The organism is Pseudomonas alvandae (genome assembly GCF_019141525.1).
Lineage (GTDB): Bacteria > Pseudomonadota > Gammaproteobacteria > Pseudomonadales > Pseudomonadaceae > Aquipseudomonas > Aquipseudomonas alvandae.
This window is the reverse complement of sequence record NZ_CP077080.1, coordinates 4,485,906-4,503,697: the sequence shown is the minus strand read 5'-3', so window position 1 is coordinate 4,503,697 and position 17,792 is coordinate 4,485,906. Positions and strand designations below refer to the sequence as shown.

At 62.0% G+C, this 17,792-nt stretch carries 16 protein-coding genes and 1 tRNA gene; 8 read left to right on the top strand and 9 right to left on the bottom strand.

Features of this window, described 5'->3' with window-relative positions; translation table 11 throughout:
- Positions 1 to 6 precede the first annotated feature (6 nt).
- From codB to KSS97_RS19975, 4 genes are all read right to left on the bottom strand, one after another.
- On the bottom strand, positions 7 to 1,278 hold the full coding sequence (gene codB, locus KSS97_RS19990) for a cytosine permease (RefSeq protein ID WP_217859982.1): 1,272 nt from the start codon (positions 1,276 to 1,278) through the stop codon (positions 7 to 9).
- A 289-nt stretch (positions 1,279 to 1,567) separates the two neighbouring features.
- Positions 1,568 to 2,383 (bottom strand): alpha/beta fold hydrolase, encoded by an 816-nt coding sequence (locus KSS97_RS19985; RefSeq protein ID WP_217859981.1) that lies wholly within the window; start codon positions 2,381 to 2,383, stop codon positions 1,568 to 1,570.
- Between the two features lie 115 nt (positions 2,384 to 2,498).
- Positions 2,499 to 2,855 carry a 6-carboxytetrahydropterin synthase QueD gene (gene queD, locus KSS97_RS19980; RefSeq protein ID WP_198795925.1) on the bottom strand — a complete coding sequence of 119 codons (357 nt, stop codon included), beginning with the start codon at positions 2,853 to 2,855 and terminating at the stop codon, positions 2,499 to 2,501.
- Positions 2,856 to 2,938: 83 nt separating this feature from the next.
- A complete protein-coding gene (locus KSS97_RS19975) occupies positions 2,939 to 4,018 on the bottom strand; it encodes a patatin-like phospholipase family protein (protein ID WP_217859980.1) in 1,080 nt (359 codons plus the stop codon).
- Between the two features lie 160 nt (positions 4,019 to 4,178).
- Between KSS97_RS19975 and KSS97_RS19970 the strand changes: the two genes are divergently transcribed.
- The 6 genes from KSS97_RS19970 to ctpM all read left to right on the top strand — a co-directional run bounded on the left by KSS97_RS19970 (position 4,179) and on the right by ctpM (position 10,231).
- Positions 4,179 to 4,487, top strand: coding sequence for a PepSY domain-containing protein (locus KSS97_RS19970; protein ID WP_217859979.1), 309 nt, complete (start codon positions 4,179 to 4,181; stop codon positions 4,485 to 4,487).
- Positions 4,487 to 4,798: a PepSY domain-containing protein gene (locus tag KSS97_RS19965; RefSeq protein WP_030142050.1), complete on the top strand. Its 312-nt coding sequence runs from the start codon at positions 4,487 to 4,489 to the stop codon at positions 4,796 to 4,798. The genes KSS97_RS19970 and KSS97_RS19965 overlap by 1 nt, the downstream gene beginning before the upstream one ends.
- Positions 4,798 to 5,466 (top strand): response regulator transcription factor, encoded by a 669-nt coding sequence (locus tag KSS97_RS19960; protein ID WP_030142049.1) that lies wholly within the window; start codon positions 4,798 to 4,800, stop codon positions 5,464 to 5,466. Before KSS97_RS19965 ends, KSS97_RS19960 begins: the two co-directional genes overlap by 1 nt.
- The gene (locus tag KSS97_RS19955) at positions 5,463 to 6,776 is read left to right on the top strand and encodes an ATP-binding protein (protein ID WP_030142048.1); all 1,314 of its coding nucleotides are present in this window, start codon (positions 5,463 to 5,465) and stop codon (positions 6,774 to 6,776) included. The genes KSS97_RS19960 and KSS97_RS19955 overlap by 4 nt, the downstream gene beginning before the upstream one ends.
- Positions 6,777 to 7,011: 235 nt before the next feature.
- A complete protein-coding gene (locus KSS97_RS19950; protein WP_187293354.1) occupies positions 7,012 to 8,328 on the top strand; it encodes a Na+/H+ antiporter family protein in 1,317 nt (438 codons plus the stop codon).
- Positions 8,228 to 10,231 (top strand): methyl-accepting chemotaxis protein CtpM, encoded by a 2,004-nt coding sequence (gene ctpM / locus KSS97_RS28880; protein WP_496196881.1) that lies wholly within the window; start codon positions 8,228 to 8,230, stop codon positions 10,229 to 10,231. Before KSS97_RS19950 ends, ctpM begins: the two co-directional genes overlap by 101 nt.
- 279 nt (positions 10,232 to 10,510) lie before the next feature.
- On the opposite strand, the gene trhP is transcribed toward ctpM, so the two are convergent.
- Positions 10,511 to 11,836 carry a prephenate-dependent tRNA uridine(34) hydroxylase TrhP gene (gene trhP, locus KSS97_RS19940; protein ID WP_217859978.1) on the bottom strand — a complete coding sequence of 442 codons (1,326 nt, stop codon included), beginning with the start codon at positions 11,834 to 11,836 and terminating at the stop codon, positions 10,511 to 10,513.
- Between the two features lie 146 nt (positions 11,837 to 11,982).
- Here trhP and KSS97_RS19935 point away from each other — a divergent pair, with 146 nt between their 5' ends.
- On the top strand, positions 11,983 to 13,044 hold the full coding sequence (locus KSS97_RS19935; protein ID WP_030142044.1) for an AI-2E family transporter: 1,062 nt from the start codon (positions 11,983 to 11,985) through the stop codon (positions 13,042 to 13,044).
- Here KSS97_RS19935 and KSS97_RS19930 read toward each other — a convergent pair.
- The 4 genes from KSS97_RS19930 to KSS97_RS19915 form a co-directional block, all read right to left on the bottom strand.
- Entirely contained in the window at positions 13,041 to 13,223 is a 183-nt protein-coding gene (locus KSS97_RS19930) for a hypothetical protein (RefSeq protein WP_030142043.1), read from the bottom strand. The genes KSS97_RS19935 and KSS97_RS19930 overlap by 4 nt on opposite strands.
- Positions 13,224 to 13,311: 88 nt before the next feature.
- Positions 13,312 to 13,506 (bottom strand): hypothetical protein, encoded by a 195-nt coding sequence (locus KSS97_RS19925; protein ID WP_003179723.1) that lies wholly within the window; start codon positions 13,504 to 13,506, stop codon positions 13,312 to 13,314.
- Positions 13,507 to 13,765: 259 nt separating this feature from the next.
- A tRNA-Asn gene (locus tag KSS97_RS19920) sits at positions 13,766 to 13,841 on the bottom strand.
- A 195-nt stretch (positions 13,842 to 14,036) separates the two neighbouring features.
- Entirely contained in the window at positions 14,037 to 15,233 is a 1,197-nt protein-coding gene (locus tag KSS97_RS19915) for an amino acid aminotransferase (RefSeq protein ID WP_030142042.1), read from the bottom strand.
- A 332-nt stretch (positions 15,234 to 15,565) separates the two neighbouring features.
- Between KSS97_RS19915 and uvrB the strand changes: the two genes are divergently transcribed.
- On the top strand, positions 15,566 to 17,581 hold the full coding sequence (gene uvrB, locus KSS97_RS19910) for an excinuclease ABC subunit UvrB (protein ID WP_030142041.1): 2,016 nt from the start codon (positions 15,566 to 15,568) through the stop codon (positions 17,579 to 17,581).
- Positions 17,582 to 17,792 lie beyond the last annotated feature (211 nt).

The following is a 17,792-nucleotide window of genomic DNA, read 5'->3' as shown; positions in this document are numbered from 1 at the left end:
AGTCCTTTAGAGGTCTTGTAGGGGCGCGTCAGCAGTGCGAGTGCCGGTTACGCCGATCAATAGCACATACGTTAGCGCGCCGGCGGCGATTCCTACCAGTGGTGCGATCCATGGCGAGTTGAAAGCGGCCACGGTGCCGACGCCATAGGCGCACAGCCCGGGCCAGTTGAACGCTGGCAGCTGCGTCTCTGCCAGGCGCGGGTAACGACCGCGCCAGCGGAAGAAGAAATCGGCCATGATCACCCCGCCAATCGGCGGGATGACCGTGCCGAGCAGAATCAGATAAGGCACCAGCATGTCGTACATGCCCAGCAGCGCCAGCAGCGTGCCGATCACCGCGCCGGCCAGGGTGACGGCCTTGCGTCGACGGGTGCGCAGCAGGTTGCAGCCGGCCACGGCGAAGTTGTAGATGGTGTTGTCCTGGGTGCTCCAGATGTTCAGCAGCAGCATCGCCATCGCGGCCATGGCGAAGCCCTGCAACAGCAGCACTTCGACCACGTCAGGCTGTTGATAGACGATGGCCCCGTAGGCGCCGATCAGCACCATCAGGCCGTTGCCGAGGAAAAAGCCGATCAGGCTCGCCAGCACCGCGACCTTCGCCGAACGGGAGAATCGAGTCCAATTGGTCGCCTGGGTGGCGCCGCTGACAAACGTGCCGAAAACCAGGGTGATCGCCGTCGACCAGTCCAGGTTGCCCGTGGGCACGACTGCCAGCAGCCCGTCGAGGCCGCCGATCTTCTGCGTCGCGCCCCACATCGAGAGCATCAGCAGCAACAACATGGCCGGTACGGCGACGTACGAAAGAATCTCCAGTCCGCGATAGCCGATATACGCCGTGGCGCAGAACCCCAGCCCGAACAGCACCATCAGCCCCAGCACCGTCCCCTGGCCCAATTCGAAATATTTGCCCAGCACCACCGCCGCGGTGGCCGTGCCCCAGGCGTACCAGCCGATCTGGGTAAAGCCGAGGATCAAGTCGCTGAGCTTGCTGCCCACCTCTCCAAAACAGAAGCGGCCCATCAGCACCGAATTGAGCCCGCTCTTGAAGGCGATATAACCCAGGCCCGCGGCATAAAGGCCCAGCAGCAGATTGCCGATGACGATGACTGTGAGCATCTCGGCAAAACCGAACGCCACGCCCAGCTTGCCGCCGGCAAACATGGTCGCGGTGAAAAACGTGAAGCCCAGCAGCACCATGGCCGTGGAGGCCAAACCCTTGCGAGCGCTCATCGGGACTTCGCTCAAGGGATAGTCGTTGCCCGGATCGTTCTGAGTCATTGTGGCGGTCCTTGCGTAGGAGAAGGGAAGTCGCAAGCGTGCAGCGGCCGTGCCAAGCGGGTGAGGGCTGGTTATTTATAGTCAATTTGTGGGTTGGGTGTGCTGCGAGGAGCGAAAGCGGTGCGGCGGTGATTCAAGTTGGAACACAGCGCTCACTGCTTATCCGGTTTTTTGTGGGAGCGAGCCTGCTCGCGAAGGTGTGTCAGTCAATGTATCTGGACCTGACACACCGCCTTCGCGAGCAAGCCCGCTCCCACAGGGGAATGCGCCGTGCTTGTATCGAGGGAAGTCACGCCAGGAACCGCATAACTGCCGCGACAATCACTTCCGGCGCGTCTTCCTGGACCAGGTGCCCAGCGTTCGGAACGGGCTGAAACAGCGCCCCCGGAATCATCCCGTGCAACGTCCGACCGCGCTCGATGGGGATCCACTGGTCATCTTCGCCCCACAATATCTGGATCGGGCAGCGTACGCTCGGGTACAGCCCTTCGACCTCGCAGGTGTAGCACTCGTCCATCTGCGCAATCTGCCGATAGAACGCCGCCTGGCCCGGCTCGCCAAGCCACGGTTGCACGTAGGGCGCCAATTCTTCATCGGGAATGTCCCGCTTGATCGCGCCGCGGATGTAAGTCGGGACGATGGCCTGCTGAATGTAATCGGGGAGGCCGCTGAACGCCGCTTCGTGCCGGCGCACGTGCTGGACAAAAGGTGAACCCCACGGGGAAAGGGCCACCGGGTCGATCAGGGTGAGGCTGCGGTAGTCCTTGCCATTGAGCAGGTGCGTACGCAGCGCGGTGGCTCCGCCGAAGTCGTGGGCCACCACGTCGGGGCGTTCCAGCTTCCAGTGTTCCAGCAGTTGGGCAAGCAGTTGGTTCTGTACGCCCAGGGACACGTCGGCATCTGGTTGCGCGGACTGGCCATAACCCAGCAGGTCGAAGTAGTGCACTCGGTGCGTAGTGAAGAACAGCGGCGCGATCCGATGCCATACATAGGAAGAAAACGGCGTGCCATGGACGAATACCAGCGGCGGGCCTTCGCCGTGGATGGCGTAGCGGACAGAGTGCCCGTTGAAGTCGTAGACCTGATCCAGCGGCCAGTGGGTCATGCTCGAGCTCCCGTCTGAATTGGCTTTGGAATCATAGGCCAATACATCGGCAGAACAAACCGTGGCGAGGGAGCAAGCGCCCTCACCACAAAAGCGCCCTTGCCGGAGAGCGGCGTTATTCGCCGTGATAGATGCAGCCGCTGGTGCAGGTCTCGTGGATGCGAATGGCGCTGAGTTCCGGCAGTAGCGGCTTCAACTCATTCCAGATCCACTTGGCCAGGACTTCGCTGGTCGGGTTTTCCAGGCCAGGGATGTCGTTGAGGTAGTTGTGGTCGAGGCGCTCGTAGAGCGGCTTGAAGATCGCCTTGATTTCCGAGAAGTCGCGAATCCAGCCCGTCTGCGGGTCGATGTCGCCACTGAGGTGGATCGCCACCTTGAACGAGTGGCCATGCAAACGGCCGCACTTGTGGCCTTCGGGCACGTAGGGCAGGCGATGGGCGGATTCGAAGGTGAATTCTTTGAAAATTTCCACAGGTTCAGGCTCTTTAAGATAGCGGTCGCGAGGCAGGCGGCGGAGTTTATCAGGTTGATCCGTGTGATGCCCGAGCGTGCTGACTAAAGGGTCAGCAAACGCTCGCCCAATCCACCGTTGGCCGTCAGTTCCAGGAATTCGTCGCCGAGCCGGCGGCTTTCGTCCATCGCCGTGCGCCAGTATTTGCGGCGGCTCGCGTCGTCGCCCATGAAGCGCTTGAAGTCGTTGCGGTCCGGTAGTTTGCCGTACGGCAGGCGGGCGAGGTATTCGCGCGATGGGGCGAGCAACAGCACGTCCTGGAGACGCTCGGCGTTGCCCTTGCGCCATGGCAGGCCCTTGTCGAACCAGCCGGGAATGACCCGGTCGGTGAAATGCGGATAGAGGACGATATCTTCGCCGCTGTAGGGCAGGTCGAGGTGGTAGTCCAGCAGGCCGCCGTCGCGGTAGGTGCCCGCGCCGGCACCGGGGAGATCGCGCACGCCTTCCATCACCATCGGGATCGAGCCGGACGCCAGCAGTGCCTGGCGCAGGTTGCCGGCCACCAGGGGCACGAAGCGCGACGGGAAGTCTGTCAGCGGGTGCAGCGGTGGGGCCAGGCGTGGGTCGTGCACGATCAGTCGTTCGAAATGCCGCGACAGGCGTGCGCGGCCCCGCAGGTTGTCGGCAATCACCGACGACAAACCCAGGCCCAGCCGGCCTCGGTGGTCTTGTGACAGCAGGCCGTGGCTCTTGACTACCATGATGTTGAGCCGGTAATGCGGGTTGTCGAGGATCGTCAGGTCGCGGCCTTCCAGCAAGTCATCGAGCATGCGCTGGGAGCTTTGGCTGACGCCTGCCATGGTCACGCCTTTGGCGAAACTCTGTTCGTTATACAACGTGCCCAGGCGCTGGATGCCCTCGGCTGCGTTCGGCAGGCAGGCGCTGGCAAAGCGCCAGGAACCAACCGAAGCGCCGATCAGCGAACGCTCCCGGGGCGCGGCGGGGAGCCATTCACCGAACAGTGCCAGGTCCAGCCCCTGGATACCCAATGCCTTCGGACCACCGGCGGCGCCGGGCAGGGTGCCGACGTCGGCGGCACTGAGGCCCGCCTGGCGGATACGCAGGAAGGCACGGGGGCCGGCCTTGAGGGCAAGGGCGGGGAACTTGATATGGATGGCGGTCATACCGGTCTCGAATGCTGGCAAGCGGTGAATTATAACGACACAAGACTCTGTGGGAGCGAGCAAGCTCCCAGATTGACATGTGTTCCATGATGGCAATTCAGTTTCAGTTAAGTTCACCCCGATACAGTTTTCCGGTGAAATTATAAAAAGGAGATAACCCGTGAACCGCCTGACTGCCTTTTTTATCGCGACGTTCGTGATCCTGACCGCTGGCTTGGCTCAAGCAAGAGACCTCCATGACCACGAGGCCAAAAAACTGCTGGACGCTGGTACCATCCTGTCCTTCGAGAAACTCAACGCCGCTGCCCTGGCCAAACACCCTGATGCCAAGGTGACCGATACCGAGCTGGAAGAGGATTACGGCAAGTACCGTTACAAGGTGGACCTGCGTGATGCCAAAGGCATCGAGTGGGACCTGGAACTCGACGCCGTTACCGGCGAGGTGCTCAAGAATCATCAGGATACGTAATGAAGCTTAATCTTCGCGCCCGCAGCCGCTGGGCGCTGGCGCTGTTGACGTTTTGCTCGCTGGCGGCAGCCCGAGACCTGGATCAGGACGAAGCCCTGCAATTGCGCCAGCAGGGCGTGATCCTGCCCTTGGAACACTTGCTCCAACAGGCACTGGACCGCCACCCCGGTGCCAAGTTGCTGGAAGCCGAGCTTGAGGAAAAGCACGGCGTCTATATTTATGAAGTCGAGCTGCTGGATACCGATGGCGTAGTGCGCGAACTGGACCTTGAGGCCGCAACCGGCCGTTTACTCAAAGATAAGGAAGATTGATGCGCCTGCTCCTCGTGGAAGACCATGTTCCCCTGGCCGACGAGCTGATGGCCGGGCTGGCCCGACAGGGTTACGCAGTCGATTGGCTCGCCGATGGTCGCGATGCGGTGTACCAGGGCAGCAGCGAGCCCTACGACTTGATCATTCTCGACCTTGGCCTGCCCGGAGTGCCAGGGCTCGACGTCCTGGCCCAATGGCGGGCCGCAGGCTTGAGCACTCCGGTGCTGATCCTCACTGCCCGCGGTTCCTGGGCCGAGCGCATCGAAGGGCTCAAGGCCGGGGCCGATGACTACCTGACCAAGCCGTTCCATCCCGAGGAACTGCACCTGCGCATCCAGGCGCTGCTGCGCCGTTCCCATGGCCAGGTCAATCAGCCCACGCTACAGGCGGCGGGATTGCATCTGGACGAAGGTCGGCAATGCGTGATTCGCGACGGCGCGGAAATCCAATTGACCGCCGCCGAGTTCCGCCTGTTGCGCTACTTCATGCTCCATCCCGAGCAAATCCTGTCCAAAAGTCATCTCGCCGAGCACCTGTATGACGGTGAAACCGAGCGCGATTCCAATGTGCTGGAAGTCCACGTCAATCACCTGCGCCGCAAACTGGGGCGCAGCGTGATCGAAACCCGCCGCGGCCAGGGTTACCTGTTCGGCGGACAGGCGCAGTGAGATCCATCCAGCGGCGCCTGAGCCTTGGACTGATCGGTGTGATGGTCGTGGTCGGCCTGATCCTGGCACAGACCAGTCTGTGGTTGTTCGAGTTGGGCTTGCAGCGTTACCTGGAAGCAGGATTGCGCAACGACAGTGAAAACCTGTTGGTGGCGCTGGTACGTGGTCCGCAAGGCCTGCAACTGGATGAGCGACGCTTGTCCCCGGCTTATCTAAGACCGTTTTCGGGACATTACTTCCGTATCGATTTTGCCGAAGAGCATTGGCGCTCTCGTTCCCTATGGGACCAGGAACTGCCCCAGCTCGACCATCCGGGGCTGCACAGCAACCTGCAACTGGGTCCCGAAGGCCAGAAACTGCTGGTCTTGCGTACCGACTATCGACGCCTGGGCCAGGCCATTTCCATCAGCGTCGCCCAGGACTACACCCCGGTGCGTGACAGCTTCCTGCGAATGCAGCAGGTCGGCCTTGGCCTTGGCTTGGCGGGCTTGCTGCTGATTCTGCTGTTGCAACGGCTTACGGTGCAGCGCGCCTTGCGTCCCTTGGAGAAAGCCCGGGAGCAGATCGCCCAATTGCAGCGCGGGCAGCGTTCGCAGCTCGATGAACAGGTACCGAGGGAGCTGGAGCCGCTGGTGGCACAGATCAACCACCTGCTGGCCCATACCGAAGACAGCCTCAAGCGATCACGCAATGCCCTGGGCAACCTGGGCCACGCCTTGAAAACCCCGCTGGCGGTGCTGCAAAGCCTGGCCTCGAACGAAAAGCTCGATCCCTATCCGGAGTTGCGCAAACTGTTGCTTGAACAACTTGAGCAGGTCCGCCAGCGCCTGAACCGCGAACTCAACCGCGCCCGGTTGGCGGGCGATGCCTTGCCTGGTGCACACCTGGACTGCGACGCCGAGTTGCCGGGGTTGCTGGCGACGCTGAACATGATCCATGGCGAGCACCTGCATCTGGCCTGCGTCGCGCCGCCCGGCTTGCACCTGCCGTGGGATCGGGAAGACCTGCTGGAACTGTTGGGCAACCTGTTGGACAACGCCTGCAAATGGGCCGACGCCGAAGTGCGCTTGAGCGTGACCGAGACGGCCGAGGGCTTCAGCCTGACCGTGGAGGACGACGGCCCGGGCATCCCCGAAGACCGCCGCGACCAGGTCTTCAGCCGCGGCACGCGCCTGGACGAGCAGACGGACGGCCACGGCCTGGGCCTGGGCATCGTGCGCGACATCGTCGATACCTGGGGCGGGACGTTGGCGTTGGATGAAAGCGAATGGGGCGGGTTGAAGGTCGTGATCGACTTGCCCAGGCGCTGAAACATACCAATGGTGGCGCAGAGCCCCTGTGGGAGCGAGCTTGCTCGCGATAGCGTCAGTTCAGCAAAATGAATATCAACTGACCCTCCGCTATCGCGAGCAAGCTCGCTCCCACAATGGATGGGCAGTGACTGCAAAACCCGCTGCATGACCCTTGCAGCTTGCCGCCGCTTGCTGCAAAGTCGCGACCTTTTTGTCCGGTGGCTTTCCATCGCTGTGCTTTGAGGTAACGATGATAAATGCAGTAATTGCCGCGGTTGGCGTCATGCTGGTGCTCAGCTTGTCCCGCGTGCACGTGGTGATCGCGCTGATTGTCGGCGCATTGGTCGGCGGCTTGATGGGTGGCCTGGGGATCGAGGCGACGCTCAAGGCGTTCAACGCAGGCCTCGGTGGCGGTGCTACGGTGGCATTGTCCTACGCGCTGCTGGGCGCTTTCGCGGTGGCGATTGCCAAATCGGGCATGGCCCACGCCCTGGCCGACAAGGCCCTGGCCATGGTGGATCGCCAGGACGCCGCGGGCGGCACAGGCGTCAAATGGGTGCTGATCGGCCTGCTGGGCACGGTTGCCGTCGCCTCGCAGAACATCTTGCCCATCCACATCGCCTTCATCCCGCTGCTGGTGCCGCCGCTGCTTTATGTGCTGACCAAGCTGCAGCTGGACCGCCGGCTGATCGCCTGCGTCATGACTTTCGGCCTGATCACACCGTATATGTTCCTGCCGGTGGGCTTCGGCAACATCTTCCTCAATGAGATCCTGCTCGCCAATATCGCCCGCAGTGGCGTGGACGTCAGCGGCATCAACATCACCCACGCCATGGGCATCCCGGCGCTGGGCATGGTGTTTGGCCTGGTGCTGTCGTTCATTTCCTATCGAAAAAAACGCGTCTACGACCTGAAGAAGATCGCTCGCGCCGAGCAGGTCACCGTACGCTACAACCCCCTCAGCCTGCTGGTGGCGGGGCTGGCGATCGCGGCGGCATTCGCCATCCAACTGCTGCTCGATTCGATGATCATCGGTGCGCTGGCGGGCTTCCTGATCTTCTCGGTCTCGGGTGTGGTGCGTTGGCGCGAGACCGATGACCTGTTCACCGAAGGCATGAAGATGATGGCGATGATCGGTTTCATCATGATCGCCGCCTCGGGCTTCGCCGAAGTGATGAAGGCCACCGGTGAAGTCCAGAGCCTGGTGGAAACCTCGGCGGCCTGGATCGGCCACAACAAGGGTGTCGGTGCGCTGCTGATGTTGCTGGTGGGGCTGTTGGTGACCATGGGCATCGGCTCGTCGTTTTCCACGGTGCCGATCCTGGCGACCATCTTCGTGCCGCTGTGCCTGCAACTGGGCTTCAGCCCGCTGGCGATCGTTTGCATCGTCGGCACCGCGGGTGCCCTGGGCGACGCCGGCTCGCCCGCCTCGGACTCGACCTTGGGCCCGACCTCCGGCCTGAACATCGATGGCCAGCACCACCATATCTGGGACACCGTGGTCCCGACCTTCCTCCACTACAACCTGCCGCTGCTGGCGTTTGGTTGGGTGGCGGCGATGGTGTTGTAGGCCAAGACCGCGCCGCCTTCTTCGCGAGCAAGCTCGCTCCCACAGGGTCCGGTGGTGCTCACACATGTTGTGTTCGCATCATCCCCCTGTGGGAGCGAGCTTGCTCGCGATGGGGCCCTTGAATTCAATGACTCCCGCCAACCGTTCACCTTGTCCTACAGTTTTGCCGTGCGCTGCCGTTAACCCAGCTAACCACGCCATAACATCTACAAGAGTGAACAGCATGCGCCTGAGCCTGAAGGCTAAAGTCCTGTCCCTGGCAATACTGCCGGTTTTGCTGTCTGCGGTGATCATCAGCTTGACCACGGCATTCATCTTGAAGGAGCAAGCCAGCAACGAAGTCCAGCAAACTCGCGAGCGTCTGCTCAGCGAAGCCAAGGCCACGTTGCAGAACTACGTGGCGGTGGGCCTTACCGCGATCAAGCCGCTCTACGATGCCGCCGCGCCTGGCGACAACGAGGCACGCGCCCAGGCGATCAAGCTGCTGTCCAACGTCAGTTATGGCAAGGATGGTTACTTCTTCGGCTACGACTCCGAGACCATTCGCCTGTTCAAGGCCAACAGCCCCGATGGCGTGGGCAAGAGTTTCAAGGACAACCGCGACCCGAACGGTGTCTACGTCAACCGCGACCTGGTGAAAGTCGCCAAGGACGGTACGCATTACCTGGAATACAGCTCGCCGCTGCCCGGCAGCAAGGACCTGGTGCCCAAGCTCGGCTATACCGAATACCTGTCCAAATGGGACATGGCGGTCGGCAGCTCGGTCAACCTGGACGGCATCGAAGCCCAGGTCGCACTGGTGGAAGCCAAGGTCCACGACCGCGTGCAAGGCGTGATCCTGAGCATCGTCGGGATTGCCGCCGTGGTGTTGCTGGTGATCGCGGTGGTGGGCCTGCTGCTCGCCAACACCATCCTGCGGCCGCTGCACCTGATGAAAGACAACCTCGACGACATCGCGGCGGGCGAGGGCGACCTGACCCGGCGCCTGGCGATCACCAGTCAGGATGAGCTGGGCCAACTGGCCGGTTCGTTCAACCGTTTTGTCGACAAGATCCATGGCCTGGTGCGGCAGATCACCGACATGACCTCGCAACTGACCGGCCTGGTAACACAGGTGTCCGAGCAGGCACAGCGCTCCGAACAGGCGATGGAGCGCCAGCGCCACGAGACCGATCAGGTCGCCACGGCGATCAACGAGATGTCGTCCGCAGCCCAGGAAGTCGCTCGCAGTGCCCAGGGTGCTGCCGTCGCGGCCCAGCAGACCGATGAAGAAGGCCAGTCCGCCAAGCGGGTGGTGGCCGGCAGCATCCAGCAGATTCATGCACTAGTGAACGATATCCGCAGCAGCGGTGTGTCCCTGGACAGCCTGCAACAGGACGTGGCTTCGATTGTCAGCGTGCTTGGGGTGATTCGTTCGATTGCCGAGCAGACCAACCTGCTGGCCCTCAACGCTGCTATCGAGGCTGCGCGTGCCGGTGAGGCGGGGCGTGGTTTTGCGGTGGTGGCCGATGAAGTTCGCGCCCTGGCCAGCCGGACCCAGCAAAGTACCCAGGAAATCCAGGGGATGATCGACCGCCTGCAGTCGGGTACCCATGCGGCGGTGGAGGCCATGCGCCGTTCCAGCGAGGCTGGCGATGGTACTTCGGAACGGGCCAACGAGGCTGGCGCGTCGCTGGATACCATGGCCCAGCTGATCGGCACCATCAACTCGATGAACGCCCAGATTGCCAGCGCCGCCGAGGAACAAACCGCGGTGGCCGAGGAAATCAACCGCAGCGTGCACCAGATTGCCGTGGCCGTGGACAGCGTCGCCGACGAAACCCAGCTCGGCGCCCAGACTTCCCGGAGCCTGGCCGACCTGGGCCAGCGCCTGGGCAAGTTGGTGGGGCAGTTCCGGATCTGATCCCGGGGCAACAGGAGCTGCCGAAGGCTGCGATCTTTCGCTTTCGATCCAGACGTTTTTCGCCTGGCCCGCCAGGCCTTATCGAGAGCGGAGGATCGCAGCCTTCGGCAGTTTCTGCCGGGTTCGACAGACGCAAACACAACAAAACCTTGTGGGAGCGAGCTTGCTCGCGATGGCGGCGGATCAGCCAGCATTCATTTGACTGACCCACCGCCATCGCGAGCAAGCTCGCTCCCACAGTTGTTTGGTTGCGCCTGCATTATCGGATCAGTGCCAGTGCTATGGCTCCCGCACATCCCGCATCAACAACCCGAACCGCAAATCCACCGCATCCGGAATCGGCACATACACCACATGCCCGTCCCCCGGCGCGACGTCGATGCCTTGGCCCTTGATGTTCTGCAACTGGTGCAGGTCGAAGTGGAAATTGCCCTTGGGTGTCATCAGCTCCATGTGATCCCCCAGGCCGAAGCGGTTCTTTACCCGGACCTCGGCCAAGCGCTCGCGCCGGGCGCCGGTCAGCTCCCCGACGAACTGCTGGCGCTCCGATACCGAGCTGCCGTTCTGGTAGTTCTGGTATTCGTCATGCACATGCCGGCGCAAGAAGCCTTCGGTGTAGCCGCGCTGGGCGAGGGATTCCAGGTCGGCCATGAGGCTGCGGTCGAATTCCCGGCCAGCCATGGCGTCATCGATGGCGCGGCGATAGACCTGGGTGGTGCGCGCGCAATAGAAGTGCGACTTGGTCCGGCCCTCGATCTTCAATGAATGCACGCCCATGTGGGTCAGTTTTTCCACATGGTGCACGGCTCGCAGGTCCTTGGCGTTCATGATGTAGGTGCCATGCTCGTCTTCGAAGGCGGGCATGGATTCGTCCGGGCGATTGGTCTCTTGCAGCAAAAACACTTGGTCGGTCGGCGCGCCGAGGCCCAGGGTCGGTTCCGGCTGATACACCTGGACGATATCCCCCACGGCGTTTTCCATCGCCGGTTGCGCTGAATATTTCCAGCGACAGGCGTTGGTGCAACTGCCCTGGTTGGCATCGCGCTTGTTCAGATAGCCGGACAGCAGGCAGCGTCCGGAATAGGCCATGCACAACGCGCCGTGGACGAACACCTCCAGTTCCATGGCCGGCACCTGCTGGCGAATCTCGGCGATTTCCTCCAGCGACAACTCCCGGGACAGGATGATCCGGCTCAGGCCCTGTTGTTGCCAGAACTCGACACTCGCCCAGTTCACCGTATTGGCCTGTACCGACAGGTGGATCGGCATGTGCGGGAAATGTCGGCGGACCAGCATGATCAGTCCAGGGTCGGACATGATCAAGGCGTCCGGCCCCATGGCGATCACCGGTTCAAGATCCTTGAGGAACGTGCGCAACTTGGCGTTGTGCGGGGCGATGTTCACCACCACGTAGAAACGTTTGCCCTGCGCGTGGGCCTCGTCGATGCCGACGGCCAGGTTGGCGTGGTCGAATTCATTGTTGCGCACCCGCAAGCTGTAGCGCGGTTGGCCGGCGTATACCGCGTCGGCGCCGTAGGCGAAGGCATAGCGCATGTTTTTCAAGGTGCCGGCGGGGGCGAGCAGTTCGGGGGCTACGAGGGGCATGGTGGCGTCGGATCGCAAAAGGCGCCGAGGGTAGGCCACGACCGGCCAGGCGGTATTGATCTGGATCAAGGATGCGCTGCAGACGCGACGGCACTCCGGCGAGTCCTGGCGGACTAACGTGTATCTGCCAAGGACATGGAAAGCAAATGAACCGCAAGAACCTCCAAAACAAGTCGCAGATGGTGCTGCTGATCCTGGTCAGCATCGCCTTCGTCTGGATCCTGCTGCCGTTCTATGGGGCGGTGTTCTGGGCGGTCATCCTGGGTATCGTCTTCGCGCCGCTGCAGCGTCGCTTGCAATTCAAGCTCAACTGGCCGCGCAACCTCACCACGCTGTTGACCCTGGCCATCTGCACGCTGATTGCGATCTTGCCGGTGATTGTCATCAGTACCTTGCTGGTCCAGGAAGGTGCTGCGCTGTACAAGAGCCTGGAAAGCGGCGAGCTGGATGTTGCCGATTACCTGGCTCGCTTCAAGGACGCGCTGCCGCCGTACTTCCAGCACCTGCTGGATCGTTTCGGCTTGGGCAACCTGAGCGGGCTGCGGGACAAGATCGTCAAGAGCGCGATGCAGGGCAGCGAGTTCTTCGCCACCCAGGCATTCAGTTTCGGCCAGGGCACGTTCCAGTTCCTGGTGAGTTTTTTCGTGATGCTTTATTTGCTGTTCTTCTTCCTGCGCGACGGTCCGGAGCTGGTGCGCAAGGTGCGCTCGGCCGTGCCTTTGGCCGAGCACCAGAAGCGCCGCCTGCAACTGAAATTCAACCGGGTGGTGCGGGCGACCGTGAAGGGCAACCTGCTCGTCGCGATCACCCAAGGTGCGCTGGGGGGCTTGATTTTCTGGGTGTTGGGCATTCCGACGGTGTTGCCTTGGGCGGTGCTGATGGCGTTCCTGTCACTGTTGCCGGCCGTGGGCGCGGGTATCGTCTGGGCGCCGGTGGCTGTGTATTTCCTGCTTTCCGGCTCGATCTGGCAGGGCGTGGTGCTGGTGCTGTTCGGCGTCTTCGTGATCGGCCTGGTGGACAACTTCCTGCGTCCGATCCTGGTGGGCAAGGACACCAAGATGCCCGATTACATGGTGCTGGTCTCGACGCTGGGCGGGTTGGCGGTGTTCGGCCTGAACGGCTTCGTCATCGGCCCGTTGATCGCGGCGCTGTTCATGTCCTGCTGGGCGTTGTTCGTCGAGAACACGCCTCGGGTGCAATTGCCCTAGGCGCGCAGCAAGTAAGGGCCGATACGCTGCGACATGGCTTGGGCGGCGGGCAGGGAAGTCAGCGGGCCGCTGACGGTCACGCCGTCCTGCACCAGATACCAGCAAGCCAACAGGCCGCGCTCCCTGAGCGGGGCGGGGACGGCGCTGCCAACAACAGACATGATTTGAACCTTCGGCATGGGAACCTCCATCAATCGATGGGGTTACCTTACGTGTCCTGCGGGATGAGGAAAAATCAACAGGCTCGATAGTTGGAATCGATGTCGCTCAATCGACCACCAGATCGAGCATGTGCACCACTTCCTGCTCGTTGAGCAGGCCCTTGCGGACCAGGTTTTCCGCGAGCAGGGAAAGGAACTTGGCGCTGCGGTGGCCTTCCAGGTGCTTGAGCTCGGTCAGTGCGTTGTACACCTTGCTCGAGGTGCACAGTCCGACGATGCGGTGAGGGTTTTGTGTTGGCATGGCTTCGTCCTTGTTGTTATGAAGCTGCAATGGCGGACCGGGACAGTGTGCGGCACCGCCATGACGCTCAGGTGACAGCTTGGGGAGTTGGAAAAACAAAGCAGGATTCAGACCATGATGCCGCATTGGCGCCAGATTATTGTTCTGGTAGCGACCTTGGACAGGCGATCCACGGCCATCAGCGGGCCTTGGAGGCTGGAAAAGCGCCCACAAAAAAGCCCCTGGATCTTTCGATTCAGGGGCTTTGATTATTGCTGTCTGGCTCCACGACCTGGACTCGAACCAGGGACCCAGTGATTAACAGTCACTTGCTCTACCAACTGAGCTATCGCGGAATGACGCGTATGTTACTGATTGGAAAAGAGAAGTCAAGCTTGGGTTGATGATTGGGCGGGATTTTCGTGGCTGAGGCGTTCAGGTAGCAAATGTTACCGCTTCACACAGCTCCGGCCGGAACACTAACCCTCGCCACAAGGTTGGCCCAAAAAAACGGGAGGCCAAGGGCCTCCCATTTTTCAACCCGTCGAGTGTCAGATCACCTGGACGATGGCCTTGGTCACCGCTTCGATGTTGTTCTGGTTCAGCGCGGCCACGCAGATGCGGCCGGTGTCCAGGGCATAGATGCCGAACTCGTTGCGCAGGCGCGTCACTTGTTCAACGGTCAGGCCGGAGTAGGAGAACATCCCGCTCTGGCGTGCGACGAAGCTGAAGTCGTGGTGCGGTGCGGCCTTGGCCAGCATGTCCACCATCTGGTCGCGCATGCCACGGATGCGCAGGCGCATTTCGGCCAGTTCTTCTTCCCACTGGGCCCGCAGCTCCGGGCTGTTGAGCACGGCGGCGACGATGCTGGCGCCGTGGGTCGGCGGGTTGGAATAGTTGGTGCGGATCACGCGCTTGACCTGGGACAGCACGCGGGCACTTTCTTCTTTCGACTCGCTGACGATCGACAGGGCGCCGACGCGCTCGCCGTAGAGCGAGAACGACTTGGAGAACGAGCTGGAGGCAAAGAAGGTCAGGCCCGACTCGGCGAACAGGCGCACGGCGGCGGCGTCTTCATCGATGCCTTTGCCGAAGCCCTGGTAGGCCATGTCCAGGAACGGAACGTGGTTCTTGGCCTTGACCACGGCCAGCACGTTTTTCCAGTCTTCCGGGCTCAGGTCCACGCCGGTCGGGTTGTGGCAGCAGGCGTGCAGCACAACGATCGAACGGTCGGGCAGGGCGTTGAGGTCTTCCAGCAGGCCGCTGCGGTTCACGTCGTGGGTGGCGGCGTCGTAGTAGCGATAGTTCTGCACCGGGAAGCCGGCGGTTTCGAACAGGGCGCGGTGGTTTTCCCAGCTCGGGTCGCTGATGGCCACGACTGCGTCAGGCAGCAGCTGCTTGAGGAAGTCGGCGCCGATCTTCAATGCGCCGGTACCGCCTACGGCCTGGGTGGTGATGACGCGACCGGAGGCGATCAGCGCGGAGTCCTTGCCGAACAGCAGGGTCTGGACCGCCTGGTCGTAGGCGGCGATGCCGTCGATCGGCAGGTAGCCACGGGAAACGTGCTGGGCCACGCGAATCGTCTCGGCTTCGACCACGGCGCGCAGCAATGGAATGCGCCCTTCTTCGTTGCAGTAAACACCCACGCCCAGGTTGACCTTATTGGTACGGGGGTCGGCGTTGAAAGCTTCGTTGAGGCCCAGGATGGGGTCGCGTGGTGCCAATTCGACAGCGGAAAACAGGCTCATTAGTGCGCGGCTCTGAATGGAGAGTGAGGGGACGTGTCGCGCTCCAGCCGGATGCACTAGAGCGGTGCACAAACGGGGAGCTAGTATAGAGGCCATCACCGGGCAGGGCGACAGGCTAATCGGCGTTTACCGTAAGTATTTTCGATTTTTTTCGACCGTTAGTCCCTTCGCAGCGTCAAAGTCTGCAAGGCGTGTAGGACGTTCGTCTTGAAAGCGAAGGCATTCACCTCCACATTGTGTGAATTCCAACTTTTTCCTCGGGCGGCGTCAGTCGTTTCGGTCTTTCTTGTTCCCGTCGCCTAGCCGACAGGAATGAACCCAGGGGTCATGTCATGTCTGAATTCCAGCTCGTCACTCGCTTCCAGCCCGCCGGCGACCAGCCAGAAGCCATCCGCCTGATGGTCGAAGGCATCGAGGCCGGGTTGGCGCACCAGACATTGCTCGGTGTAACCGGCTCGGGCAAGACCTTCAGCATCGCCAACGTGATCGCCCAGGTGCAGCGACCGACTTTGGTGCTGGCGCCGAACAAGACCCTGGCGGCGCAGTTGTACGGCGAGTTCAAGGCGTTTTTCCCGAACAACGCCGTGGAATACTTCGTTTCCTACTACGACTACTACCAGCCCGAAGCGTATGTGCCGTCGTCGGACACCTTCATCGAGAAAGACGCCTCGATCAACGACCACATCGAACAGATGCGGCTGTCAGCGACCAAGGCACTGCTCGAACGCAAGGACGCGATCATCGTCACCACGGTGTCGTGCATCTACGGCTTGGGCAGCCCGGAAACCTACCTGAAAATGGTGCTGCACGTGGACCGCGGCGACAAACTCGACCAGCGCGCCTTGCTCCGGCGCCTGGCGGACTTGCAGTACACCCGCAACGACATGGATTTCGCCCGGGCGACGTTCCGGGTGCGCGGCGATGTGATCGACATCTACCCGGCGGAATCGGACCTGGAAGCGATCCGCATCGAGCTGTTCGACGATGAAGTCGAGAGCATCTCGGCGTTCGACCCGCTGACCGGCGAAGTGATCCGCAAGTTGCCACGCTTCACCTTCTACCCCAAGAGCCACTACGTGACGCCCCGGGAAACCCTGCTGGACGCCATCGAGGGGATCAAGGTCGAGTTGCAGGAGCGCCTGGAGTATCTGCGTTCGAACAACAAGTTGGTGGAAGCCCAGCGTCTGGAGCAGCGGACCCGGTTCGACCTGGAGATGATCCTGGAACTGGGCTACTGCAACGGCATCGAGAACTACTCGCGCTACCTGTCGGGCCGTCCGGCGGGTGCGCCGCCGCCGACCTTGTATGACTACCTGCCGCCTGACGCCTTGCTGGTGATCGACGAATCCCACGTCAGCGTGCCTCAGGTCGGCGCCATGTACAAAGGCGACCGTTCGCGCAAGGAAACCCTGGTGGAATACGGTTTCCGCCTGCCTTCGGCACTGGACAACCGGCCGATGCGCTTCGACGAATGGGAAAGCGTCAGCCCGCAGACGATTTTTGTCTCGGCCACCCCTGGCAACTACGAAGCCGAGCATGCCGGGCGGGTGGTCGAGCAGGTGGTACGGCCGACCGGCCTGGTCGACCCGCAAGTCGAGGTGCGTCCGGCGCTGACCCAGGTCGACGACCTGTTGTCGGAAATCACCAAGCGCGTGGCGCTGGAGGAACGGGTGCTGGTCACCACGCTGACCAAGCGCATGGCCGAAGACCTCACCGACTACCTGGCCGACCATGGCGTGCGGGTGCGTTACCTGCACTCGGACATCGACACCGTGGAGCGGGTCGAGATCATCCGCGACCTGCGCTTGGGCACCTTCGACGTGCTGGTGGGCATTAACCTGCTGCGTGAAGGCCTGGACATGCCCGAGGTGTCGCTGGTGGCGATCCTTGACGCAGACAAGGAAGGTTTCCTGCGTTCCGAGCGCTCGTTGATCCAGACCATCGGCCGCGCGGCGCGTAACCTCAATGGCCGCGCGATTCTGTATGCCGACCGCATGACCGGTTCCATGGAGCGGGCCATCGGCGAGACCGAGCGCCGCCGCGACAAGCAGATCGCCTTCAACCTGGCCAATGGCATCACCCCTAAAGGTGTGTTCAAGGACGTCGCCGACATCATGGAAGGCGCCACCGTGCCCGGCTCGCGCAGCAAGAAGCGCAAGGGCATGGCCAAGGCCGCCGAAGAGAGCGCCCGCTACGAGGCCGAACTGCGCTCGCCGAGCGAAATCACCAAGCGAATCCGGCAGTTGGAAGAGAAGATGTACCAACTGGCTCGGGACCTGGAGTTCGAGGCGGCGGCGCAATTGCGCGATGAGATTGGCAAGTTGCGGGAGCGGTTGCTGGCTGTCTGAATTTGCGGTGGCTTCGACGGCCTCTTCGCGAGCAAGCCCGCTCCCACAGTTGACCGAGTCGTCCAGGCTGCATGCGATCTCCTGTGGGAGCGGGCTTGCTCGCGAAGGAGGCGACTCGGTCTGAGAGATGCCACACAAATCCCGCTCTCACTGGAGCCCGCCCACCATCGCCTGTTACCATTCGCCCCCTGTTTGATCTTTGCTTTTATCT